This is a genomic window from Pseudomonas sp. R38(2017) (assembly GCF_002112395.1).
Lineage (GTDB): Bacteria > Pseudomonadota > Gammaproteobacteria > Pseudomonadales > Pseudomonadaceae > Aquipseudomonas.
On the sequence record NZ_NEHN01000002.1, the window covers coordinates 402,259 to 425,643 of the forward strand.

Consider the following 23,385-nt stretch of genomic DNA (forward strand, 5'->3'; position numbering starts at 1 on the left):
TCAATGGCCTCCCGTGCGGCGACTACGTCGTGACGACAATCTGTCGATGAACAGATTCACGCCGATGGTCAGGGTGCCGATGGCCAGCGCCGGGATAACAATGGCCGGGGCGCCCTGATTGAGGCCGCCGATGTTTTCCCGCACCAGCGAACCGAGGTCGGCATCCGGCGGTTGCACGCCCAGCCCGAGAAAGCTCATGCCGCTGAGCAGCAGCACGATGAAACCGAACCGCAAGCCCAGATCAGTGAGCACCGGGTTGAGCATGTTCGGCAGGATCTCCACGCATGCGATGTACAAGCGCCGCTCGCCCCGGGTTCGGGCGACCTGCACATACTCCAGCGCTTCGATGTTCACTGCCATGCTGCGGGCGATACGGAACGCGCCTGGAGCGAAGCTCAACACCGCCGTGCTGATCAACAGGGTCACTGAAGAGCCGAACGCCGAGACCATGATCAGCGCGAGCATTTTGCTCGGGATCGAGATAAAGGCGTCCATCAAGCGGCTGATCACTTCGTCCAGCCACTTCGGCGACACCACCGACAGCAGCGCACAGCCGGTGCCCAGCGCGCTGGCCAGCACCGCCGCAATCAACGCCAGGCCCACGGTGAAGCGCGCGCCGACGAGCACCCGGCTGAGCATGTCGCGGCCCAGATAATCAGTGCCAAACGGGTACAACGCGCTGATGTTGTCGAACACGTTGCCCGAGACCACCTCGCCGACCGGATGCGGCGCCAGCCACGGGCCGAATAACGCAACCAGCAGCCAGATAACGCAGATGGAAGCTCCGATGAGTCCCAGCCACGCGGGCCCGTGAGACACCTTGCCGGCTGACAGATCGGGGGCTGCGGGCGTCGATTTCACAATGAGATTGTTCATTGGTTTCTCAGCCTCGGATTGGACAGAATCGCGCACAGGTCGGCAATCAGCACCAGACCCAGATAAGCCGTACAGAACAACATGGTGCAGGCCTGCACCAGTGCCATGTCACGGTTGGTCACGGCATCGACCATCAGGCTGGCGATGCCGGGATAGTTGAAGATGGTTTCGACAATCACCACTCCGCCGAGCAGATACGACAGGCTCAGCGCGATCGCATTGGCAATCGGTCCGATGGCATTGGGCAACGCGTGACGCAGTACGATGCGGATCGGACTGACGCCTTTGAGCCGGGCCATCTCCACGTAGGGGCTGTCGAGTTGGTCGATCACTGCCGCGCGCGTCATCCGCGCCATTTGCGCAACGATCACGCAGCACAGCGTCATCACCGGCAAGGCGTAGGTACGCATGAATTGCCACGGTGAAGTGATGTCGCTGGCATAGGACAACGCCGACAACCAGCCCAGGTTTACCGCAAAGATCAACACCGCGAGGGTCGCCACCAGAAACTCCGGCACCGCGACCATGGCCAGGGTGGTGAAACTCAGGACACTGTCGACCCGTCCGCCACGCCCCATCGCCGAGCCTATGCCGAGAACCAGCGCCACCGGCACCGACACCAGCGCCGTGGCGGCCGCCAGCATCAGAGTGTTGGGCACGCGCCCGGCCATCAGTTCACCGACCGGCATTGCGTTGGATACCGACACGCCCATATCGCCACTGAGCAGGCTCATCAACCAGTGCAGGTAACGCACCACACCAGGTTGATCGAGCCCCAGTTTCAGGCGCAGTGCCGCCACCTGTTCCGGGGTGGCAAACTGGCCAAGGGATTGTTGTGCCGCGTCTCCCGGCAGTACCGCCGTGATCGCAAACACGACCATCGATACGATCAACAAAGTCACGATCGCGGCGCCCAGCCGCCGTCCGATCAACCACAGTGTGTTGCTATTCATCGCCTACCCTCCTGCACCTGGCTTGCCGTTCATTTCGACGGCTCTGTTCAAGCGTCCAGCCAGACCTGCTCGGCGAACATGTAACCCATGAAACCGCCGAGCGGGTTGCTGCCGTAGCCCTTGATCCGTTGATCGACGCCGTCGATGTTGCTGATGAACACCGGTATGCCGATGCCACAGTGGTCGTGCACCAGGGTCTGCATGTCCGCGTACATCTTGCCGCGCTTGGCATCGTCGGTTTCGCCGCGGGCGAGCATCAGCAACTGATCGAACTGCTCGTTCTTCCAGCCGGACTCGTTCCACGGCGCCTTCGACTGGAAGAACTGCGAGAACATCACGTCGGCGTTCGGCCGTGGGTTGATGTTGCCGAAGCTGATCGGGTGCTTCATCCAGTGGTTGGACCAGTAGCCATCGCTCGGCAGGCGCTTGACGTCGAGCTTGAGCCCGGCCTGCTTGGCCGACTGCTGCAACAGCACTGCGATATCCACGGAGCCCGTTGCGGCAGGCGACGCAAACAGCTCCATACTGATGTTTTCCATGCCCGCTTTTTTTAGCAGGAACTTGGCTTTTTCCGGGTCGTAGACCGTTTGCGGCAGGTCACTGTTGTAGTAGCGCGAGCCGGGCGCGATCGGATGATCGTTGCCGACCACAGCAAAGCCGCGGAACACCGCCGACTTGATCTGTTCGCGATCCAGCAGGTACTTCATCGCCTGGGTGAAATCGGCGTTCTGGCCGGGCATCTGATCCTGACGGATGATCAAATCAGTGTAGTTGCCCGACGGCGCATCAACGACCCGGTGCCTGGCGCTGGCCTTGATCCGGTCGGTGGAGCGCGGGTTGACCTCATTGATCATGTGCACGTCGCCGGACAGCAGCGCGTTGACCCGCGACGGCTCGTCGCCAATGGCGATGAATTCGATTTCGTCGAGGTACGGCAGGCCGGGTTTCCAGTAGCCGGTGTTGCGTGCTGCGACCGAACGGACACCCGGTTTGAACTCCTTGACCTTGAACGGTCCGGTGCCAATGCCCTGGTTGAAGTCGGTGGTGCCTTCGGGAACGATCAGCAGATGCGAGACGGCCAGAATCGACGGCAATTCGGCGTTTGGCGCAGTCAGGCGAATCTGTACTTCGTTGGCGCCAGTGGCCTTGATTTCCGCGAACTGCTCCATCAGCGGCATGACTTTGGAGCCGGTCAGCGGATCCTTGTGTCGTGACAGCGAGAACACCACGTCGGCCGCGCTGAGGGTTTTGCCGTTGTGAAAAGTCACGTCTTTGCGCAGGGTGATCGTCCACAGTGTCGCGTCGGTGTTGTCGATGCGCTCGGCCAGTTCCAGTTGCGGCACCAGGTGCGCGTCGAAACGAGTCAGGCCGTTGTAGAACATGTAGTGCCGCACATAGTCGGTGGACAGCGCGCCTTTGGCCGGATCAAGGGTGTCGGCGGTGGAACTGGATATGCCGGCGACGCGTATCCGCCCACCCTGCTTGCCTTTGCCCGGCGTCGCCGTATCGTCAGCCAACAGCTTGCCGGCGGCACCGAACAGGCTGCCGGCGCCGGCAGCCGCTACGCCGGCCACGCCGAGCATTTGTAACGCGTGACGGCGTGACATGCCGCGATTTAGGCCTTCGAACACCCGCAGGCTTTCTTCGCCTGAGATCAGCGGTGAATCGTTCTTGTGATCAGTCATTTCAGTGCTACCTGTCGAAATCAAGAAGGCTCAAGTGTTCCGGTTGACCGGAACGTCCTGGAAACGCAAACGACGGTGAAGCCACAACATCAACTCAATGCAAATAGTCCTGAAAGCGGTAGTAGGCGCCCACCAAAGGCAGGAACCACGGCTTGCCGAAATGCCCGGGGATCGCCGGCCAGTCGAGTTCACGCCAGGGGTTGGCCTCTGCATTGCCGGCCATCACATCGGCCATCACCTGCCCCATGTGCACCGACATCTGCACGCCGTGGCCGCTGTAACCCATCGAGTGGAACACGCCGCCGTGCTGACCGGCTCGCGGTAAACGGTCGGAGGTCATGTCTACCAGGCCGCCCCAGCAGTAATCGATCCTGACGCCGGCCAGTTGCGGGAACATCTGGATCATCGCCGCCTGCAGCACCTTGCCGCTCTTGGCATCGTTGACACTGTCGGACATGGCAAACCGCGCCCGCCCGCCAAACAGCAAGCGGTTGTCCGGGGTCAGGCGGAAGTAGTTACCGATCATTCGACTGGTGACATAAGCGCGGCGCCCCGGCAGCAACTGATCGATCAGCGCCCGCGGCAGGACCTCGGTGGCGATCACGAAACTGCCGACCGGCACAATCCGCCGCCGATACCAGCCCAGCCCACCGTGCTGACAGGCGCCGGTCGCCAGCAGAACCTGCCCGGCGTGCAGCGAACCCTTGCTGGTGTTGACCTGATAACCGCCGGCCCGGGCTTTCCAGTCGAGCACCGAGGTGCCCTCATGGATCAGCGCGCCGTGACGCACTGCCGCTTGCGCCAGACCGACGCCGAAACGCCCGACGTGCATCTGCACGCCATTGCGCTGCAACAGGCCGCCATGGAACTGCGCAGAGTTGACTTCGGTGCGGATCTGTTCGGCAGACAGCAATTCAACATCGGCATCGACTTCGTTGCGAATCAGCTCACAGGTACGGGCCAAGCCTTCGTAGTGCAGCGGTTTTGCCGCCAGTTTCAGCTTGCCGTTGCGCAGCAGGTCACAGGGGATCTGCTCCTGCTCGACCAGCGACACAACGCTTTGCACGGCACTTTCGTAAGCCTGGTAATAGGCTTTCGCCCGGTCGGCACCGAGACTGGCGCTGAGGCTGGCGTAATCCTGTGCCACCCCCGTATTGCACTGCCCGCCATTGCGTCCCGATGCCTCGCCGATCACGCGCCCTGCTTCCAGCACCACCACACTGGCGCCCTTGAGCGCCAAGGCCCGGGCCGCCGCCAGCCCGGTGAAACCGCCACCGACGATGGCCACATCGACTTGCCCGGGCAAACCGCCGAGCTGTGCGCCGGTGAAGTCCGGTGCGCTGTCGAGCCAGTAGGATTCACTGCCCATGTTCAATCCCGCCTTTGCCAATGAGGATGTCGTTACAGGCCGACCAGTCCGGCCAGGCCGCCGATGTCCGGGATCTGGTGGTAGCTGTAGAAGGCATTGCCCGGTACTTCGTGGCCACGGGCGACGAAGGCCTTGTTCTTGATCTTCATGTCGTGGGCCGGCATCAGGTCGTAACGGAAGCTTGAAGACACATGCAAGATGTCTTCCGGGCCGCAGTTGAGGTTGTCGAGCATGTACTCGAACGCTGCCAGACGTGGCTTGTAGGCTTGTGCCTGCTCTGCGGTGAAGACTTTGTGAAAAGGTGCGCCGAGCTTTTCGACGTTGGACATGATCTGGCTGTTACTGGCGTTGGAGAAAATCACCAAGGGAATCTTGTCGGCGATTTTCGACAGGCCGGCTGGTACGTCCGGGTGCGGGCCCCAGGTCGGAACAGCGTCGTAATACAGCTGGCCTTCTTCGCGGTATTCAATTCCCCAACGCTTGCAGGTACGCGCCAGAGCGGTCTTGAGAATCTCGTCATACGGCATCCAGTCGCCCATGACCTGGTCCAGGCGATAGGCCGAGAAATCCTTGACGAACTGATCCATCTGCTCAGCGGGTACGCGATCGGCGAAGAGTTCGCGGGTCATCGTGCCCATGTGGAAATTGGTCAGCGTTCCGTAGCAGTCGAAGGTAATGAATTTGGGGCGAAGAAAGCTCATTGAGTGCGTTCCTGAAGTTCGTTGAGGTCAATGGCGCTACAAGCATTTGCCTGGTTTGCGCAGTAGCGATGCAACGCTGCAGCACACCGTCATTACAACACCGTGAAATCAGCAGATGGCGTTAAAAGCGACCTCCGTTCGATACAAATCACCGTTTTGGTCATTCCACTCAGCAGACTTTGCGGTGCGCTCCAGCCTTGGGCAAAGCCCCGGTTTATGCGCCCTTATGGACCTGTTTCAGCCGCTGTGGATTTCGGATATCGGCTTTGCCCGCAGAAACTGCGCCCCATCGCAGCAGTAGTGTCAGGTGCTGTCGCGCGCGTCAGCCCGGTTCTGAATTGAAGCGATAGAAAACACATCCAGCGCCTAGGGCGACGAGGCTCGGTACAAGCCTTTTATAGAGTAAAAAGGCCCAAGCATTTGCTGCCGACACAAGCCCCGGATTAAGTAGTAAGTGTGGTCTTCGGGGCCGTGCTTCGCGGAATCTGCCGAATATTCCCTGCCCCCTTGTCAGGCTTTCATCCAGATGGGATACAGGCGTCATCTCGCCGGAAAAACCGGCGTAAGCGCACACTCTTTATCGGAGAATCGCCATGTCCACCCCACGTCCGTCCTACGTCTATCGGCCGATGACTGCCGACGACCTGCCCAAGGCCCATGCACTGTCCGTGCAATTGAAGTGGCCCCATCGACTCGACGACTGGGCCATGCTGCAAAGGGTCAGCAAGGGCTTTGTCGTAGTTGATGGCGAGCGTTTGATCGGCACCGCGTTCGCCTGCCCGCAAGGTGATTTCACGACCATTGGCCTGGTCATTGTCAGTAACGATTACCAGGGCCAGGGCATCGGGCGAAAGCTCATGGAACACGCGCTGCAGGCTTGCCAGTCAAGCACTGCGATATTGAATGCAACCGTGGCCGGCGCACCGCTGTATGCGAGCCAGGGTTTTGTCGAGTTTGGCCGGATTCAGCAGCACCAGGGCCAGGCGCAAGCCCCTCTGCCCGGGCCATTGGCAGACGGTGAAGAATGCCGCCCACTGCGCGAAGCGGATCATGCGCGGGTGCTGGAACTGGCCAATGCCGGGAGCGGCCTGGATCGACAAGCGGTGCTCACCGATCTATTCGCCATCGTCGAGCATGCGGTGGGCATTGTGCGCGACGGTCAGCTGCGCGCGTTCGCCCTGCTGCGCCCGTTCGGTCGCGGTCGTTGCATCGGCCCGTTGATCGCCGAAAACCTTGAGCAGGCCCAACATCTGATCGCGACATTGCTGGCCAAGGTACCGGACGCCTTTGTGCGTATCGATATTCCAGCGGATGGTGGTCTGGCCGATTGGCTGGAAGCTGCCGGCCTGAAGCAGGTCGACACCGTGGCACAAATGTCCCGTGGTGCAGCACCGCGAGCACACCATGGCGTTCGGCAGTTTGCGCTGGTCACTCAAGCCATCGGCTGACCCTCGGGTTGGCGCTTTTCGCCCCCCACAAGAAATCCCCTCAATAGCTGGAGCTTCACCCGTATGTTCGAACCTTGCATCATGCTGTTGGCTCGCGCCGATGGCAGTCGCGTCGACACCTCTTTCAAGCAGCAACCCTTGAACGCTGCAGACCCGTTCTCGACTGAACGTCAGGTCGCCTGGTCAGGAAACGACGGCGTGTCTGCAGGCATCGTCGAAACAGGCGAAAGCCTTGAGGTCGAGGATTTCCCGCACACCGAAGTGATCGTGGTTCACGCCGGGCACGTGACATTGAAAACCCGGGAGCGGACACTTGAACTGGCCGTCGGCGCCAGCGCGGTCATAGGCCGGGGCACGGCTTTACGGATCGAAGCACAGACCGGTTCGCGGTGGGCGTTTTGCGCCATGGCCACCAAAGGTGCGACGCCTGGTGTGACCTCGCTCGACCCGCTGGCACACCTGTCTCCCTCCGCCGCGCCGGAACAACAGATTCTGATCGGTCCATCACCGCAATGCCGGTCACGTAACGCTTTCGAAGACGCGACTACCGATCTGCGTGTCGGCGTGTGGGACTCGACGCCCTACGAACGTCACGGTCGCCCGCACAAGCTCAATGAGCTGATGTATCTGATCGAAGGAACCGTAACGTTGCAGACGCCTGAGGGGTTGAGCGTGACCGTCAATACCGGCGACAGCGTGTTTGTTGCGCGGAGTGCGCCGTGCGCCTGGAAAAGCACGCGCTATGTACGCAAAGTGTACGCCGTCAAATAGTCTCAGCCACGGACGATGACGTCCCGGGCTGACCCGCCTCGTCCATACAGCAGGGTTTGCCACTCAAGAACCTCGCAGGGATACGACTCTGCTGTATGCACAACGATAGCAGCTCAAAATCTCCGCACACTCAGCCTTCCTGACGTCTGAATATCAGTTGCCATAAGCCTTCGCAGCCCAACGACTCTGCCTTTCCAGCACCCACCCTTTGCACCTGCCATCGGCAAGCGAAAACTTGCCGCCCTCCACTTCAAGCATCTGCCCATTCTCAGCGACGCGGCCGAAGGCCCCTTCGGTCGCCAATTGATCAAGCACGGTCTGCGGCATGGGTTTTAAGGAATTGCCTGTCATCCGGATCTTTCTTTCCATGTGAGCTTGCAAGTTAAAAGTCCAACTAACCGAGTAATTCACTCAACTATCAAGAACACTTATAGCCAGCCGCAATAACTCAAATAACGAAAAATAATGCCACATGGCCATCATCTAAGTAGTTTGCTAACAAACCCAGTTGAAACGGCTTCTCATCTGGCGTTTTAAACAGCAATTAAAACACTTCAATAAAATCCCCCATCCTGTTGAATATGCTGAGTAAATTCACGAAATAATGCCGCCACCTTGCGATACTCTCACACCCACTAAACATCCTCTTAGAAACACCATCACCCAATCGACTTGCAAAACCACAACAACCGTCTAGGTTCATGAATATCTTCACTGGCACGACCCATCGAATAATAAAAACAGCCCTCCCGGCGGGAGCGTTCATTCTTCTGAAACAAACAAGACGCTGCTTTAGTTGCTGAACGGAACTCAGTCATCACAATCAAGAGGGATGCTTGATGAAGCACAGCCGTTGGTATCGTGCGCTCTCGAAAAATGCGTCGGCCGGACATTTCTGGCTGTCACTGTTTTGCTTTGCAGTACTGGTGATTGCCAGTTTCCTGTTGTTCGAACAGCAGATCCAGGACTTCCTCAATCATCTCGACCTGTACCTGCCGACTTCCCCCACCCAGCAACTTAACCTGGCGCTGTTGCTGATCGCTCTGTTGGCGCTGGACGTCGTGCTGCCCGTGCCTTCCAGTGTGGTCGCGCTACTGGCCGTGGCCATGCTCGGCAGCGTCGGCGGTTATCTGGTGATTTTCATTGGCCTATGTCTGGGGGCCGGATTGGGTTATGCATTGGGGGCCGGTTATTTCCGGATGCTGTCCAGTCGTCTCGGCCTGCATCAACGCAAGCCCGGGCAAATGGCCTATCGACTGGGCACGCTGTCGTTGATCTGTCTGCGCGGCGTGCCCGTGCTGGCTGAGACGTCTGTGGTGGCCGCCGGCATGCAGCATTATCCACTGCGGGCATTCCTGCTGGTGACCACCCTGGCCAATGCAGGGCTGGCACTGGCCTACAGCGCCATCGGCACATTCCTCGTCGAGGAGAACGCGCTGCTGGTGACGATTCTCGCCAGCATGGTGTTGCCGGGGTTGTTCATCGCCGGGTACAGCCTGTTCAAGGCCCTGCGCAAACACGGTGCCGAGCCAGTGCTGCACGGGCGTTTCGAAGTCAGTTACGACTACCCGGTGGTGTTCACCGATCACCTCTTCGACTCTTCTAACCCCTGCCTGCATCAACAACTCACCGCCCGGCAAAACGGCCGGGTGACGGTGATGGTGTTCGCCGATGAACAACTGCTGAAAAGCGCGCCGCATCTGCTGGCACAGATCGATGGCTACTTTGCTGCCCATGCAGCGGACCTGCATTTACAGGCACCGCCGATTGCCATTCCGGCCGGTGAGCTGAGCAAGGATTCACAGGTGCTGCAGCAGCTCTACGCCGACATGCTGAAACATGGGCTGGACCGGCATTGTTACGTACTCGCTCTTGGCGGTGGCGCGGCGCTGGATTCCGTGGGCTATGCCTGCGCCACCTTCCATCGCGGTATCCGCCTGATCCGCGTGCCGAGCACCGTGCTGGCGCAGAACGACGCCGGCATCGGAGTGAAAAACGGCATCAACGCCTTCGGCCAGAAAAACCTGCTCGGCGCCTTCTACCCCGCCACTGCCGTGATCAATGACTTCCAGTTGCTGACCAGCCTGACCCGCCGCGACCAGGTCGCCGGGCTCGCCGAAGCGGTGAAAGTCGCGCTGATCAAGGACCGGACATTCTTCGAATGGATGGAGCAACAGGCCGATGCCCTCGCCCGCTTCGATCATCCGGCCAGTCGTTACGCGATCCGCCGCTGCGCCGAGCTGCACCTGGCGCACATCACCGGCGCCGGCGATCCCTTCGAACGCGGTAACGGACGGCCACTGGATTACGGGCACTGGGCCGCGCACAAACTGGAGAACCTCAGCCATCACCGCTTGCGTCACGGCGAAGCCGTTGCGGTTGGCATGGCACTCGACGGGCTTTACGCCAATGCCCTCGGGCTGTTGAGCGATACCGACAGTGAACGCGTGATGAGCCTGCTGACCCGACTCGGTTTCAACCTGTGCCCGCCGGAACTGACCCTCAAAGATGCGCAAGGTCGCTCACCCGTGTTGCTCGGGCTGGAAGAGTTCCGTCAACACCTCGGCGGGCAACTCTCGATCCCGATGCTCAGCGGAATCGGCCAGTCGGTAGACCTGCATGAAGTCGACGACGCGAGGATGGAGCAGGCGCTGCGGAAGCTGTCCGCCCGCAGCGTCCCGGTGCTCGACTTGAGCGAGGGTTTCGCGAAATGAGCCAGACCCCGCAAAACCTCAAGACCTGGATGACCCTCGGCCGTGTCTCCAACCTGCCCACGGTGTGGACCAACACCCTGGCCGCCGCCCTGCTGGCCAGCAGCGCCGGTGCACTGGCGCCGCCCTCGTGGCTCGTGTGGATTCTGCTGCTGTTCACCCTGTCACTGCTGTATCTGGCCGGCATGTTGTTGAACGATCTGCTGGATGCCGACTGGGATCAGCAACACCATAATCCTCGGCCCATCACGCTGGGTCTGGTGAGCCGCCAGCAAGTGCGCCTCGCCACCGTGTTGTTGCTGACACTGGCGGCCGCTTCGGTGCTGGGTCTGAGCCAACTGATCGATCAGCCGCATTGGTTGTTGGCCAGCGTCAGCCTGTTGGTGGGCTGCATCATTGGCTACAACGTGCTGCACAAAAAATACGCCCACAGCGTTTGGTTGATGGGCGCCTGTCGCTCGGCACTGTACCTCACGGCAGCGGCCAGTCTGGCTGTGCCGCCGGAGCCGATCTGGCTCTGCGCGATTTTGCTGGGCGTCTACATCAGCGGGCTGACTTACCTGGCGCGCAATGAGCACAACAACCAGTTGCTCAGTCGCTTGCCCTTGCTCTTGATGCTGAGTCCCCTCGCGTTGGCGATCTACGCCGACAACCTGTGGTTCTGGCCGGTGCTGTTGCTCTGGCTCGGCTGGCTGGGCTGGCATTACCGGCAACACCTTGCCAACCCGCAGCAGCGCAAGGTCCGCGCCTTTATCGGGGCCGGCCTCGCGGCGCTGCCACTGTTCGATGCGCTGGTGATGGCCGTGGCCAACCAGCCGTTGGGCAGCCTGCTGTGTGTTCTGGTGTTCTTCCTGCTCCCACACTTCCAGCGCTGGATCAAACCGACATGAACATGGACGTCACCGCGCCGCCGACGGCGGCCCTCGGCATGCGCCGCGATTGCCTTGCCGAACACCATCAGGCCCTGACCCGGCAACTCGATGACACTGAGTTGCACTGGTGGCGTCAGGCGCAAGAGCAACTGGCCCGGCAACCGGACGCCAATACCGCATCGTTTCTGAGCGGCCAGTGCAAGCGTCATCTGCGTGACCGGGCACTGCCCGACAGCCACTGGAATCTGATCCAACTGGCGCGCGCTTTATTGCTGGCACAGGTCCTTGAACAGTCCTCCGAGGGCGGACAATTGTCCATGCTGCGCCAGCTTTTTCTGTGGGGCGACGATCAGGAAAAGATCGCCGTCCTCAAAGCCTTCGACTGGCTCGACAGCCATGGGCAATGCGTGGAACTGGCGTTGCAGGCCGGGCGCACCAGCAACAGCCAGGTGTTTGCCGCCCTCGCCCTCGATACGCCCTACCCGTCCCGTCACTACCCGGAACGGGCCTTCCACCAACTGCTGTTGAAAGCGCTGGGCATGGGGCTCGATGTGCGACGCCTGATCGGCCTGAGCCAGCGACACAGCATCCCCCTCAATCAACTGGCCCTCGACCTGCTGGAAGAACAACTCGCGGCAGATCGGGCGGTGTCCGTTGGCTTGCCCCTGGCGATTGCCTTCGACCAGCTCACCCCGGAGCAGCGTCAGCGACTGCTCGACCTGGACCAACAGCAGCGCCTGCCGCCGGAATGGCGCAGTCACCTGAACTGATACCCAACGTCTCCTTCCCTTGACGAGGATTCACCATGCCCAAGTATTTCGACCCGCACATTCATATGGTCAGCCGCACCACCGACGACTACCAGAACATGGCCGCCGCCGGCATCACCGGGGTGATCGAGCCCGCGTTCTGGCAGGGTCAGGCCCGGACCAGCGTTGGCAGCTTCATCGATTACTTCGACACCCTGCTGGGCTGGGAGCGCTTTCGCGCAAGCATGTTCGGCATCCATCACTTCTGCACCATCGGCCTCAACCCCAAGGAGGCCAATGACCTGTCGGTGGCCAATGAAGTGCTGGAGATTCTGCCGCGCTATCTGGTGAAAGACGGCGTGGTAGCGGTCGGTGAAATCGGCTACGACGACATTACGCCCGAGGAAGACCGCTTTCTCGCCGCGCAACTGGAGCTGGCCAGACAATTCAATCTGCCGGTGCTGGTGCACACGCCGCACCGCGACAAGATCGGCGGCACCAAGCGCACGCTGGCGGTGATTCGCGAGGTGGGGATCAATGAGAATCTGGTGATCATCGATCACCTCAACGAACTGACGCTGCCGCTGGTGCTGGACAGCGACTGCTGGCGCGGTCACTCGATCTACCCCAACACCAAGATGTCGGAACAGCGCATGGTCGCCCTGCTCCAGCAGTACGGCACCGAGAAAATGGTGGTCAACAGCGCCGCCGACTGGGGCATCAGCGATCCGCTCAAGGTGCCGAAAACCGGTCAGGCAATGTTGGCGGAGGGTTTCAGCGAGGCTCAGGTCGAACAAGTGCTGTTCCACAATCCGGTGGATTTTTTCGCTCAGAGTGGCCAACTCGACAAAACCCTGATCAGCACGCCGCTGCCCATCGATCAGCGCCGGCAATGGCAGGACAACTCTGCCCTGCGCGGGCAGGAGCCGGTGATCAAATGAGTGCCGGCATGGGTTGGGCTGCCGCGCAGGTCGGGTATTGCAGCAACGTGCACCCGACCCATGACCTGGCCAGGCTGAAGGCCTCCATCGAACAGCACTTTCAGGGCGTGCGCACGCAACGCGGGCTGAAAGAACAGGACAGTGGACTGTGGATCAGCGCCCTCGCCGCCACTGGGTTACAGCAGAAAACCGCGCGGACGGAATTTCTCGGACTGCTTCAACGCAGTGGGCTGCGACTGACCTCGCTCAACGGTTTCCCCTACGGGCAGTTTCATGAGGGTGCGGTAAAAGCCGCCGTGTACCTGCCCAGTTGGGCCGAGCCGAAGCGCCTGGCGTACAGCCTCGAACTGGCGCAGATCCTCGCGCAGGCGTTGCCGGCGGACTGTCATCAAGGGGTGATTTCCACCGTGCCGCTGGGGTACGCCGCCACCTGGAGCCCGACGCTGCAGCTGCGTGCCGAGTTTCAACTGCGCGAACTCACGACGTCACTGGCGAGGCTGCATCGGGAGACCGGCAAGAAAATCGTGTTCTGTCTGGAGATGGAACCGGACTGCGTGCTGGAAAACACCGATCAGGCCATCGCCTTTTTCCGCCGCTGGCAAACCACGGATCCGCATCATGAGTATCTGGCGCTGTGTTTTGACGTCTGCCACCAGGCCGTGATGTTCGAAGATTGTTATCGCTCGCTGGTGAGGCTGCGTCAGGCACGGGTGCCGATCGGCAAGATCCAGCTTTCCAATGCCTTGGTCTGTCGTTTGCCCTGCGCGGAAGACAGCCGTCGCGAACAGGTCCTCGAGACCTTGCGCGACTTCTGCGAAACCACCTATCTGCATCAGGTGAAGGCGCTGGACGCGCAGGACCGCATGGTGGCCTGGGCCGATCTGCCCGCCGCCCTCGACGAATGCGCACAGCACCCGGATCGCTATGCCGAGTTGCGTATTCATTTCCATATCCCGCTGTTCAGCGAACAGTTGGTGTTGCCCGAGCTGAGTGGCAGTCAGATCGCTCTGGCGCAGACCTTTGACTATCTCGCCGACCATCGGGAGTTTCGCCCCGTGCTGGAAGTGGAAACCTACAGCTGGGGCGTCCTCCCCGCCCAACTGCGTCCGACCAATGAACACGCCCAACTGCAGGGTATCGCGGCGGAACTGAAATGGGTCGAGGAGCAGTTGCGCCAACGGCAACTGCTGCAGCCACTAGCGCAGGAGGCGTACGCCGATGCCCTCTGAACAACCACGCCAACCGCTGCTGCTGATCAACGTGGTCGGGCTGACGCCATCGTTGCTGGGTGACGCGACCCCGAACATCAATGCCCTGCTCAAAACCGCCAAAATGGCCTGCCTGCAACCGGTGTTCCCGGCGGTCACGTCGTCGGTGCAGGCCTCGATTCTCACCGGACGGCCGCCGTCGGAACACGGCATCGTCGGCAACGGCTGGTACTTTCGCGATCAGGCCGAAGTGCGCTTCTGGTTGCAGCCCAATGCGTTGATCCAGGGTGAAAAGGTCTGGGAAACGCTCAAGCGCGAGATCCCCGGGTTTCGCTGCAGCCAGTTGTTCTGGTGGTACAACATGTACGCCGACGTGGATGCCGCCATCACCCCGCGTCCTCACTACCCGGCTGATGGCCGCAAGTTGTTCGGCTTGTATTCGTCACCGGCTTCGTTGCACGAAACCATCGAACGGCAGATCGGCGAGTTTCCCTTTCCGGGCTTTTGGGGGCCGGCGGCGGGTATTGTGTCGAGCCGCTGGATCGTCGATTGCGCCATTGCCGAATTCCAGCTCGACCGGCCCGACCTGCAATTGATCTACCTGCCGCACCTCGACTACAGCCTGCAGCGGGTGGGGCCAGATCATCCGTCGATTGCCGATGAGGTGCAGGCCATCGACCAGGAAGTCGGCCGGCTGCTGGCCTTCGCCGAGGCGCAAGGCGCAGCGGTGATGCTGCTGTCCGAGTACGGCATCGAAGCGGTCAATCAATCGGTGTCCATCAACCGCGTGCTGCGCTCGGAAGGTTTGCTGGAAGTACGCCAATCACTGACCTGGGAACTGCTCGACCCTGGCGCGAGTGCGGCATTTGCCGTGGCCGATCATCAGATCGCGCATGTCTACGTGAAAAACGCCCGGGACATTCCCCGCGTCAAAGCCCTGTTGCAGCGCCAACCCGGCATCGAGCAGGTGCTGGACAAGGCCGAACAACGGACCTTTGCGCTGGATCACCCGCGCAGCGGCGAACTAGTGGCCGTGGCCGCCGCGGGTTACTGGTTCGATTACTACTACTGGTTCGACGACCACAAGGCGCCCGACTTTGCCCGCACCGTGGACATCCACCGAAAGCCGGGCTACGACCCGCTGGAACTGTTCATCGACCCGGCCATCCGCTTCCCGAAACTGCGAGTCGCGCGGCGCCTGCTGCAGAAGAAGCTCGGCTTTCGCTACTACATGGACCTGATTCCACTGGACACCGGACTGGTCCGTGGCAGTCACGGTCGCCTGCCCGAGCGTGAGGAAAGCGGCCCGCTGCTCATCACCAATTGCGATCTGCCGCTGCCACAAACCCTGGCGGCTACGGCAGTGAAACAACTGCTCCTTCAGCATTTTCTGGGGCACCTCTACCACCACTCGGCCAATGCCAAGGAGCTTCCATGCGGCGAGCCATTTCTTTAACCGTTCTCAGTGCACTGGCCGGTTTGGCTCAGGCACAGGACACCAACAGTTTCGATTGCAATCAATTCCTGAAGTTTGGAACCGACATTGCCAAGACCCGGGCGGCGTTCGAGCAGAGTCCCGAAACCATGGCCTGGAACTGGTTTGTCTGTCTGAACCAGTTCAGCCCCACCCAGGCCAGTAACCGGGTGTGGGAAACCATGAAGCCTTCGGACCAGGTCTACCTGCCGGATGGCGCTGCTCCCGGCGCCTACGCCAGTCCCGTGCCGCCTCCAGCCGAGGTGCTGACACAGGCCCGAACGTTGGGGATGGACCTGAACCGGACCTTCCACAATATCAATGCCACGCAACAGGTCGATGGTCTGGCGCTGCACATGGGCGGCACCGTGCCTGCTTCTCAGCGAGGCAACCCGGTGCGCTTTCAACTATTGATGGGACAGGACACCTTCGACTACATCGTGGCGCGTCAGGTCTACAACATGAACGGTCAGGCCGCGCTGCCGGACAACCTGAACTTCCCGGCCACTGCGTGGGAGTTGAAGGCCGCGTGGCTGTGGATCGGTTCGGACACGACCTACCGGCAAACCCTGGCCAACGACGGTTACTACATTGGCCAGGCTTATTACGAGCAGGATGACGGCACCTACCAGGTCGGCTATGCGGCGTTGAGCGGGCTGCACGTGGTCAACAAACTGGACGCCAACTGGGTCTGGACCACCTTCGAAAACGTCAACAACAGCAAATACACGGTGACCAACGCCCCCACACCGACGCCAATGACCAACACCACCGGGCCGACCCCGGCCGCCAAACCGGTGAATGCCAGCTTCCAGACGAGCAACCCGACACTGTCGAAGTACGAACTGATCGGGGTCGAGTACCAGCCCGTCACCCAGGTGCTGGCCAACTCGCAGCTGGAGTCGGCGTTCCAGAACACTTCGTCCTGTCTGGCCTGCCACGGCACTGCGGCCTACTCGAACGACAAGGGCTACTACAACTTCGCCATGAAACAGGATGGCGGCATCGTCTACCCGACCACTCCGCTGCCGGCCTCCGACTTCGAAGGCTACAAAAAACTGGACTTTGTCTGGTCGCTGAAGCGCGCCCAGTGGCAACGCTAAGGAGCACGACATGAGCGTATTGAACTTCCCCCGGATCTACCTCAACGGCCATATGTTCTGGAACCCGCCGACGGCCAACAACAACGACGTGCTGCCGCTGTATGACGCGGTGAAGATGGATATCAACTGGCCGTTCACCCGCTACTACGACATTACCCAGGAGAACGCTCCCACCACCCTGATGCCCTGGATCATTTCACCCGTGCAGCAGAATGACCTGCCGCCCTATGTGCAGCAGGTTCCGACCAACGGAGGCCCTAACACCTTCCCGTTCATACCCGCCGAATGGGACCTGTTTGGCGACAACGCCTGCGGGACGGTGAGTTACCAGAGCACCCGCTCGACCATTATTGGTGGCGAGTTGCAGGCCAACACCTACATTGCTCAGGATGCACTGGTCGGCAGGGACTTCCAGTTGCTCGGCAATCCTTTTGGCAGTCAGAGCCCGACGGCCGCGCGCTTCGTCGATATCAGCCCGTGGCAGAACACCTTCACGGCGCTGTACTTCGACAAGTTGCAGCTGGGTGATGCCACCTGTGGCCTGACCCTGAACCGTCAATACCGGATGCTCGACCGCTTCCTGACGTTCAATTGGGCCGGCGACTTCGGTGGTCTGGCGTATGTCACCACCACCTGGCAGACCTGCTTTCCCCGGGACAATCTGGAATGGGTCATTGGCGATTCCGTCCTGCTGAGCAATCTTCAGCAACAGATGGAGGCGCAAAACGCTCAGGGTCTGATGTTCAGGTTCGCCACGTACCTCACCTGTTACGACAGGAACGGTGTGTTCAACGACTTCCCGTACGTCGACACCCGCGACAACGTCAAATCGGCGCAGGCCCGTTTGACGGCGATGTATCAGAAGGGGCTGGACAACGTTTCCGATATTTTCTTCAACCCCGCTTACAACCGTACCGTCGCGACCCTGGGTCTGTGGTTCGATCACGAATACCCCACGGCGCCCGCCGGCCCGCGTCTGGTCACCGACCAGAAGATCATGGTCACTCGCCCCGGCGTGTCTCAGCCGACAAGCACCAATCTGGGTGTGACCTCGGCGCAGATCACCAACAACACGGTGTCGCTGGATCTGGCCAACACGTTTCCGTTCTATCCGCTGGACAAGAACGCCGATATCCTGACTGCCGAGAAGTTCCAGGCCGGCGACTTTAAGCTGGGTGTATCACAGAACGGGAATTTCGTGCCGGTGGTCGACATCGGTTTCGAGCAGTATCGACAGTCGGCCTTCGACAAACGCTCGGGCCTGCTGGATATCCCCCTCAGCGCCACGCAAGCGACCACCTTGCAATCCGGCCCGCTGGAACTGCAACAACAGACTTCATCAGGCCCAGTGAAAGCCGCCACTCAGCAAGTCTGGACCGCCGAGGTGGTAGAAAGCGGCACCTTTGTCGACGTGAACGACCGCAAGACGCTGAACATCATGGTGCAGAAAAATGGTCAACCGGCCGCCAACACCACACTCTGGGTTGTGGAATACGGCAACCCTTACAACGTGACCACCAGCGACTACTACCTGACGTTCCTGAATAACCCCGACTTCACGCTGTTCTACGACAACGCAGACCGCAACAAAAACACCGCCAACCTGCCACAGTTCAAGGGCACGGCGCCTGTAGCTAACTACCTGGCCACCGGCAGCGGTCGTCGACTGGTCAATCTGGAAACCAAAGACAAACCGGTGGGCGTTGAGGTCAGTTATCAGTCATTCATGAACGGCTCAAGTAAACCGATCACGGTCCCGCTAACCCCTTGCCTAGAATTCGACGCCGGCGTCTACGTCAGCGGAACGCTGGATAACGATCAGACGGTGGATTACTCCTACGTCGCCACCACCACCAACGCCGACGGCATCGCCCAGGTGAGTTTCAAGGCGGTGGCCCCGGGTTTCCCTACGCTGCGCTTGATCGTCAAGGAAGGCACCAGCGACCCGGACATCCCTTTCAGCTTCGCGCTCACGGACGCCCAAGTCGACTTCCTCGCCCCGCTACGCGTCCTGCCACTGGACATGCAGCTGCAACAGGACTTCGTCAACTACTGGAACGACATCTACAAGAACAAGGATGCGCCCGAAGCGATCTGGGATGACTTCATCTACCCACGGGTCCTGAAGACCTTCTACTACCTGTACCCGATCATGAACAAGTTCATGCCGCTCAACTCCCGCACGCGGGTGGAAGGCGCTGTCGATCAGTTGATCCGGCTGATCAGCAAGGAGTACCAGGAAGAAAGCACTCTCGCGATGCCTATCACCCGTGACCTGTCGCAAAGCCGTCGCGCCGTGCTGGAGTTGTGGGCGCAGAAACTGGTCAAGCGCAACTTCCCGCCCATGCAACTCAAGATGAGCGATTACGACGACCTCTGATCCATCAGGAAAGATGAGCCACTGCGGGCCTCGCGCCCGCAGTGCGCCTTGCCAGGGAGTGACCCATGAACGTCAGCCTCTTGAACCGTCTGTTGCTGTTGATCCTGTTGTTTTGCCCGTCTGCATTCGCCCAGGACAGCGGCGCCGTCTACTTCACCAATGGCGTACACAACACGCTGGGGTGTAATGAACAGAACGGCAACTGCATCGCCAAACGCAATCCGGGTGAGCCTTCCGACCCGTTCTTTCCGGCGTTCTGGATCAGTAACTGGACCATGTACCGGGTGATGCACAACTACGAAAACAACCCGCCGCCCTACAGCAACCCGCCAACGACCCTGAAGCCTGCGGACTACACCGTCTCTCGCGGAACCAGCTACTACGACACGACGTACATTCCACCGGACGGCGACGGCTTCGGCGCGATGATGGAGCACTACGAGAAATACTGTCTGCCGATCTTCCCGATCAAGAACAACAACTACACCTGCTCGTTCGTATCTCTGGGCAACAAGGCGTACTTCCTCACCTATCCGCAGGATCGCCCGAAAGACATGCCGGCCTGCTGCATGTTTTCCCCGATGAATCATCCGCCACGGCAGGATTTCATCGAACACCTGCCCTACAGCGCCGAGCGCAGCAAAAACCTCAACGGCAGCGTGCAGGCTTACGCCCTGGATCTCGATTCGCCACAAGGTCCGATTCTGTTCGGTTATGCCTTCTACAAAAAAATGTCGGGGCAACCGCCCTACCGGCCGCCGCAATCGTTCTTCTTTTCGGGCGATACCAGCGTCGCCAACGCGCCGATCGTTAGCCAGAACTACACCGACTTTCACATCGCCAAACCGGACCCGGCCAAGACCTGGGCGCAGGTCGCCGCCATGTGCCCGTCGAATCCGCCACCCTGCCAGTTGTTCGAGCCACCGGAATCGCAGAGCAACGGTCAGAAGGCGCAGTGGAACAAGCTCATGCAGCGTAAACCGTGATCAACGACGAAGGATCGCCATGAAAACCACACTCTGTTTTTCCGTGATGTTGCTGGGTCTGGCCAGCCTGCCGGTGCTGGCCAGGGAACAAGCCATGCCATCGATGCAGACCAGCCAGTTGAACTGCCAGCCGCCGAGCACCGCACCGGCCGCCACGGCCGGTCAGGATCAGTTCGATCAATACAGCTGGCAGATGTTCATCGCCCTGAGCTGGCCGGCAAAGAGCGGGCAGCGCGGCAATCCCGACTGCACCAAGCAGCCCGGTGCGGCCGGCTACACCGTCTGGCAGACCTACAAGACCGTGGGGGAAATCTTTTTGCCGAACGCCGCCAATCCGGGGCCGTGGAATTCCCCGCAGATCGCAAAAAGCTTCAACATCATCAACATCGCCTCTTTGAAAAACAGCGCTCAGGTCAACGCCGTCGATCAGGCGGTCGGCGGCTGGCTGATCGATCAGGCGAAAAACCCGACCTATTACGATATTTCGGCCAACGAGACTTCATACAACTACATCGTGGGCAATAACTTCTATAACGCCGACGTCGTCTCCAAAGCCAACAACATCACGTTTCCGTGGGGCGTCATCGAGATCAAGTCGAGCTGGCGCATACTCACCGTCCATGACAACGCCAGCCGTTACCTGACCATGCTCGCCCAGGTGGCGACCTTCAATGAACAGGGCCAGAAGAACGGTGTCACCGAGGCATTTCTGGGGCTGGTGGGCTTGCACATCATCACCAAGGCCAACGGTTATCCGCAGTGGATCTGGTCGACGTTCGAGCAGGTCGACAACGTTCCACCCAAGGCACTGGTGAACGGCCAATGGGTCGATCAGCCGGTCGCGGGCACGGCCTATTCCTACTTCAACGCCGCCGCGCCCGACGCATCCCTCAACCAATCGCCGTGCGACTGGCAGACTCAGGGCCCGCACCAGGTCTGCGTGCCCAAACCCGGCACCACGTTCCAGACCCCGAACCCGCTGAACCGGGTCACGCCGATTGCCGATATCACCAACCAGATCAACGCCAGTTACCAGGCCGACCCGGGGCTGCAAAACAGCGTGTTGAAGTACTACCAGCTCATCACCACCCAACGCCCGCTGATGCCGGACAACCCCGGCAACCCGCTGGGCCAGCCGACACCGGCACTCTCGGCCAACGTGACCATGGAAAGCTACATCCAGCCCAACAGTAGTTGCATGAACTGCCATTCCATGGCGACGCCGGTCAAGAGTCCCTACAAGTCCGATTACTCCTACCTGTTCAAATTCGCCAATTCGCCGCTCGGCAAAACCATCAAGGACGGGAAATAAATCATGAGCATCCTCAACGGCCCGCGACTGAATTTCTGGGGTGGTATCCGCACGGATGTCAGCCTGCCGAACAATTCACCCACCATTCCTTATGACGGCGATGACAACTGGCCGATCTTTGACCTGACCACTTCGACCCTGGCATCGGGGTCTCAGTCTTATACCGACGATCAGTTGAACAGCATGATCAATGCGCCTACGGGCGACTACTACACCGCCGGTGGCTGGAATCATTACGGGCAACATGTCGTCGACATGCAGAATGCGCTGATCAGTTCTCAAGGCAGCCCGGGCAGCGTCAGTACCACCGGGGATATGGTGGGCCAGCCGGTCTATCTGCTGGGCTCCGTGGACCCGGTCACCGGGCAAGCGCCGGTATCAGGCCCGATGATGGTCGACCTCGACCCCACCTCGACCACCACCACCCAGATATTTGTCGGTGGCCTGCAAATCGGTAGCAGTAGCAACATCCAATTGCTGATTCACGCCAATACGGTTTGCAGCAGCCAGGATCTCGGCAAGCGGGTGCTGCAACCGACGCCGAAGGAGCTGGATGCACCTGGTTCTTGCCGTATCAGTGGCACCTTCCAGCTGACCTTCCCGCTGAGCAGTATTGTCAGCTGGAACCAGAACAGCAGCGGTTTGCGATCGATCATCCAGGCACCGGGCGCCACCGGTATCGTCCTGCGCTTCGTGATGTTCGAAATGTGCCCGACGATGACCACGTCCCAGCTGCAAGCCGATTATGCCGCCGGCAGAGACACCCCGAACCCGAGCATTGGCCGGGTCATCGGTACATTGGCGCCGGCGTTCGCCAATGAGCCGCTGGACTGTCAGGCGGGCCGTCAGATCGTCAATCAGGGTACGGGCGGCACCGGCTATGCAGACCTGAGCAACCCCGCAATGCTGAGCGTCGACATGGTCAATATCATTCCGAAGCAGACGTTCAGGGCCGTCCGGGATGACATCACCAGCCCTATCGGACCTAACGGCAATTACGGCACTGTCACCGTGGCAGCCGGCAACACCAGCCTGGGTACATTCGATCCGACCAGCAGTCCCCTGCTCGACTACTACGTGTATGGCGGCATTGTCGATTTGCCACTCAATACAGCCCAACAGTCGGCGGTCAGATCCTCGGCGCTGGCCATCAGTGCCCCCGGCTCGGTCGCCGGGACTAAGTTGCAGGCGACAGAGTCTGTCTATCGGATCTATGCCGATCAACGCAGCGTCTATACCGAGGACTACCCGCAGGGCCTGTCGATTACGCTGCAGGTCCGGTATATGGGGGCTGCGGTGCCCAGCACAACCGAAATCGATCTAACCGCCGCGCCCTCGGGGCCGTATTACACGCAACAGCGCTACTGCGACTTCCTTTATTTCCCTCCTGCCCTGACGCTGAGCCCCGGTCAGTTGTCCGTCACGTTCTCCGTCAACGTAAAACCCGCAGCGGCGCCACTCGCCGGGTTCGTCGCCCTGACCTACACCGTCAACGGTCAGGACAGCGGCACGTATTTCACCAACTTCCGCAAATACGCCCAGACCGACTTCGGCATCCCCAGAGGCACCACCATCACGTGGGAACAGATGTACCCGAACGTCCTGCGTTTTCACTATCTGGCCTTCCCGGCCATGTCTCGCTACATCCCGCTGAACCAGCCGGACGCGATCATGGGCGCGAAGAACCCGATCCTCGCGCGGACCTCGGATGCCTACAAAGGCACCACGCTGTTCATGCCCGTGGTGAGGTCAATGTCGCCCTGTCAGCGGGCACTGTTGCGGGCCTATCTCACGGGCGAGCCGTGGCAACCGCCGCAGTGATCGCGCCCCTCAGACCATGGAGAGA

Annotated in this window: 19 protein-coding genes; 13 read left to right on the plus strand and 6 right to left on the minus strand. The window is 60.4% G+C overall.

Annotated elements, in window-relative coordinates:
* From CAF87_RS05460 to CAF87_RS05480, 5 genes are all read right to left on the minus strand, one after another.
* Entirely contained in the window at nt 1-876 is an 876-nt protein-coding gene (locus tag CAF87_RS05460) for an ABC transporter permease (protein ID WP_085730907.1), read from the minus strand.
* Nucleotides 873-1,829 (minus strand): ABC transporter permease, encoded by a 957-nt coding sequence (locus CAF87_RS05465; RefSeq protein ID WP_085730906.1) that lies wholly within the window; start codon nt 1,827-1,829, stop codon nt 873-875. Before CAF87_RS05465 ends, CAF87_RS05460 begins: the two co-directional genes overlap by 4 nt.
* Before the next feature lie 47 nt (nt 1,830-1,876).
* Nucleotides 1,877-3,514, minus strand: a complete 1,638-nt coding sequence (locus CAF87_RS05470; RefSeq protein WP_085730905.1) for an ABC transporter substrate-binding protein — start codon at nt 3,512-3,514, stop codon at nt 1,877-1,879.
* Between the two features lie 94 nt (nt 3,515-3,608).
* Nucleotides 3,609-4,883 carry an FAD-binding oxidoreductase gene (locus CAF87_RS05475; RefSeq protein WP_085730904.1) on the minus strand — a complete coding sequence of 425 codons (1,275 nt, stop codon included), beginning with the start codon at nt 4,881-4,883 and terminating at the stop codon, nt 3,609-3,611.
* Nucleotides 4,884-4,915: 32 nt separating this feature from the next.
* A complete protein-coding gene (locus CAF87_RS05480; RefSeq protein ID WP_085730903.1) occupies nt 4,916-5,584 on the minus strand; it encodes a haloacid dehalogenase type II in 669 nt (222 codons plus the stop codon).
* A 593-nt stretch (nt 5,585-6,177) separates the two neighbouring features.
* Between CAF87_RS05480 and CAF87_RS05490 the strand changes: the two genes are divergently transcribed.
* On the plus strand, nt 6,178-7,032 hold the full coding sequence (locus CAF87_RS05490) for a GNAT family N-acetyltransferase (RefSeq protein ID WP_085730902.1): 855 nt from the start codon (nt 6,178-6,180) through the stop codon (nt 7,030-7,032).
* Nucleotides 7,033-7,095: 63 nt separating this feature from the next.
* A complete protein-coding gene (locus CAF87_RS05495; protein WP_085730901.1) occupies nt 7,096-7,803 on the plus strand; it encodes a cupin domain-containing protein in 708 nt (235 codons plus the stop codon).
* Nucleotides 7,804-7,956: 153 nt separating this feature from the next.
* On the opposite strand, the gene CAF87_RS05500 is transcribed toward CAF87_RS05495, so the two are convergent.
* Complete coding sequence (locus CAF87_RS05500) at nt 7,957-8,172, minus strand: hypothetical protein (RefSeq protein ID WP_139831703.1); 216 nt, start codon at nt 8,170-8,172, stop codon at nt 7,957-7,959.
* Between the two features lie 470 nt (nt 8,173-8,642).
* Here CAF87_RS05500 and CAF87_RS05505 point away from each other — a divergent pair, with 470 nt between their 5' ends.
* The 11 genes from CAF87_RS05505 (at nt 8,643) to CAF87_RS05555 (ending at nt 23,360) form a co-directional block, all read left to right on the plus strand.
* Entirely contained in the window at nt 8,643-10,517 is a 1,875-nt protein-coding gene (locus CAF87_RS05505; protein ID WP_085730899.1) for a 3-dehydroquinate synthase, read from the plus strand.
* A complete protein-coding gene (locus CAF87_RS05510) occupies nt 10,514-11,404 on the plus strand; it encodes a UbiA family prenyltransferase (RefSeq protein WP_085730898.1) in 891 nt (296 codons plus the stop codon). Before CAF87_RS05505 ends, CAF87_RS05510 begins: the two co-directional genes overlap by 4 nt.
* On the plus strand, nt 11,401-12,156 hold the full coding sequence (locus CAF87_RS05515; RefSeq protein WP_085730897.1) for an EboA domain-containing protein: 756 nt from the start codon (nt 11,401-11,403) through the stop codon (nt 12,154-12,156). Before CAF87_RS05510 ends, CAF87_RS05515 begins: the two co-directional genes overlap by 4 nt.
* A gap of 35 nt (nt 12,157-12,191) precedes the next feature.
* Entirely contained in the window at nt 12,192-13,076 is an 885-nt protein-coding gene (locus CAF87_RS05520; protein WP_085730896.1) for a TatD family hydrolase, read from the plus strand.
* Nucleotides 13,073-14,305 (plus strand): metabolite traffic protein EboE, encoded by a 1,233-nt coding sequence (gene eboE / locus CAF87_RS05525; protein WP_085730895.1) that lies wholly within the window; start codon nt 13,073-13,075, stop codon nt 14,303-14,305. The genes CAF87_RS05520 and eboE overlap by 4 nt, the downstream gene beginning before the upstream one ends.
* Nucleotides 14,295-15,740, plus strand: a complete 1,446-nt coding sequence (locus CAF87_RS05530; protein WP_085730894.1) for an alkaline phosphatase family protein — start codon at nt 14,295-14,297, stop codon at nt 15,738-15,740. The genes eboE and CAF87_RS05530 overlap by 11 nt, the downstream gene beginning before the upstream one ends.
* On the plus strand, nt 15,719-16,861 hold the full coding sequence (locus CAF87_RS05535) for a hypothetical protein (RefSeq protein WP_085730893.1): 1,143 nt from the start codon (nt 15,719-15,721) through the stop codon (nt 16,859-16,861). Before CAF87_RS05530 ends, CAF87_RS05535 begins: the two co-directional genes overlap by 22 nt.
* Nucleotides 16,862-16,871: 10 nt before the next feature.
* A complete protein-coding gene (locus CAF87_RS05540; protein WP_085730892.1) occupies nt 16,872-19,241 on the plus strand; it encodes a hypothetical protein in 2,370 nt (789 codons plus the stop codon).
* Between the two features lie 65 nt (nt 19,242-19,306).
* Nucleotides 19,307-20,227 carry a hypothetical protein gene (locus CAF87_RS05545; RefSeq protein ID WP_085730891.1) on the plus strand — a complete coding sequence of 307 codons (921 nt, stop codon included), beginning with the start codon at nt 19,307-19,309 and terminating at the stop codon, nt 20,225-20,227.
* A gap of 19 nt (nt 20,228-20,246) precedes the next feature.
* Nucleotides 20,247-21,539 (plus strand): hypothetical protein, encoded by a 1,293-nt coding sequence (locus CAF87_RS05550; protein ID WP_085730890.1) that lies wholly within the window; start codon nt 20,247-20,249, stop codon nt 21,537-21,539.
* Nucleotides 21,540-21,542: 3 nt separating this feature from the next.
* Nucleotides 21,543-23,360: a hypothetical protein gene (locus CAF87_RS05555; protein ID WP_085730889.1), complete on the plus strand. Its 1,818-nt coding sequence runs from the start codon at nt 21,543-21,545 to the stop codon at nt 23,358-23,360.
* Nucleotides 23,361-23,385: the final 25 nt, after the last annotated feature.

Coding starts and splice junctions, on each gene's coding strand:
- CAF87_RS05505 (WP_085730899.1), top strand. CDS start 8,643: ATGAAGCACAGCCGTTGGTATCGTGCGCTCTCGAAAAATGCGTCGGCC.
- CAF87_RS05540 (WP_085730892.1), top strand. CDS start 16,872: ATGAGCGTATTGAACTTCCCCCGGATCTACCTCAACGGCCATATGTTC.
- CAF87_RS05545 (WP_085730891.1), top strand. CDS start 19,307: ATGAACGTCAGCCTCTTGAACCGTCTGTTGCTGTTGATCCTGTTGTTT.
- CAF87_RS05515 (WP_085730897.1), top strand. CDS start 11,401: ATGAACATGGACGTCACCGCGCCGCCGACGGCGGCCCTCGGCATGCGC.
- CAF87_RS05535 (WP_085730893.1), top strand. CDS start 15,719: ATGCGGCGAGCCATTTCTTTAACCGTTCTCAGTGCACTGGCCGGTTTG.
- CAF87_RS05500 (WP_139831703.1), bottom strand. CDS start 8,172: ATGGAAAGAAAGATCCGGATGACAGGCAATTCCTTAAAACCCATGCCG.
- CAF87_RS05460 (WP_085730907.1), bottom strand. CDS start 876: ATGAACAATCTCATTGTGAAATCGACGCCCGCAGCCCCCGATCTGTCA.
- CAF87_RS05470 (WP_085730905.1), bottom strand. CDS start 3,514: ATGACTGATCACAAGAACGATTCACCGCTGATCTCAGGCGAAGAAAGC.
- eboE (WP_085730895.1), top strand. CDS start 13,073: ATGAGTGCCGGCATGGGTTGGGCTGCCGCGCAGGTCGGGTATTGCAGC.
- CAF87_RS05550 (WP_085730890.1), top strand. CDS start 20,247: ATGAAAACCACACTCTGTTTTTCCGTGATGTTGCTGGGTCTGGCCAGC.
- CAF87_RS05475 (WP_085730904.1), bottom strand. CDS start 4,883: ATGGGCAGTGAATCCTACTGGCTCGACAGCGCACCGGACTTCACCGGC.
- CAF87_RS05480 (WP_085730903.1), bottom strand. CDS start 5,584: ATGAGCTTTCTTCGCCCCAAATTCATTACCTTCGACTGCTACGGAACG.
- CAF87_RS05495 (WP_085730901.1), top strand. CDS start 7,096: ATGTTCGAACCTTGCATCATGCTGTTGGCTCGCGCCGATGGCAGTCGC.
- CAF87_RS05490 (WP_085730902.1), top strand. CDS start 6,178: ATGTCCACCCCACGTCCGTCCTACGTCTATCGGCCGATGACTGCCGAC.
- CAF87_RS05465 (WP_085730906.1), bottom strand. CDS start 1,829: ATGAATAGCAACACACTGTGGTTGATCGGACGGCGGCTGGGCGCCGCG.
- CAF87_RS05510 (WP_085730898.1), top strand. CDS start 10,514: ATGAGCCAGACCCCGCAAAACCTCAAGACCTGGATGACCCTCGGCCGT.
- CAF87_RS05530 (WP_085730894.1), top strand. CDS start 14,295: ATGCCCTCTGAACAACCACGCCAACCGCTGCTGCTGATCAACGTGGTC.
- CAF87_RS05555 (WP_085730889.1), top strand. CDS start 21,543: ATGAGCATCCTCAACGGCCCGCGACTGAATTTCTGGGGTGGTATCCGC.
- CAF87_RS05520 (WP_085730896.1), top strand. CDS start 12,192: ATGCCCAAGTATTTCGACCCGCACATTCATATGGTCAGCCGCACCACC.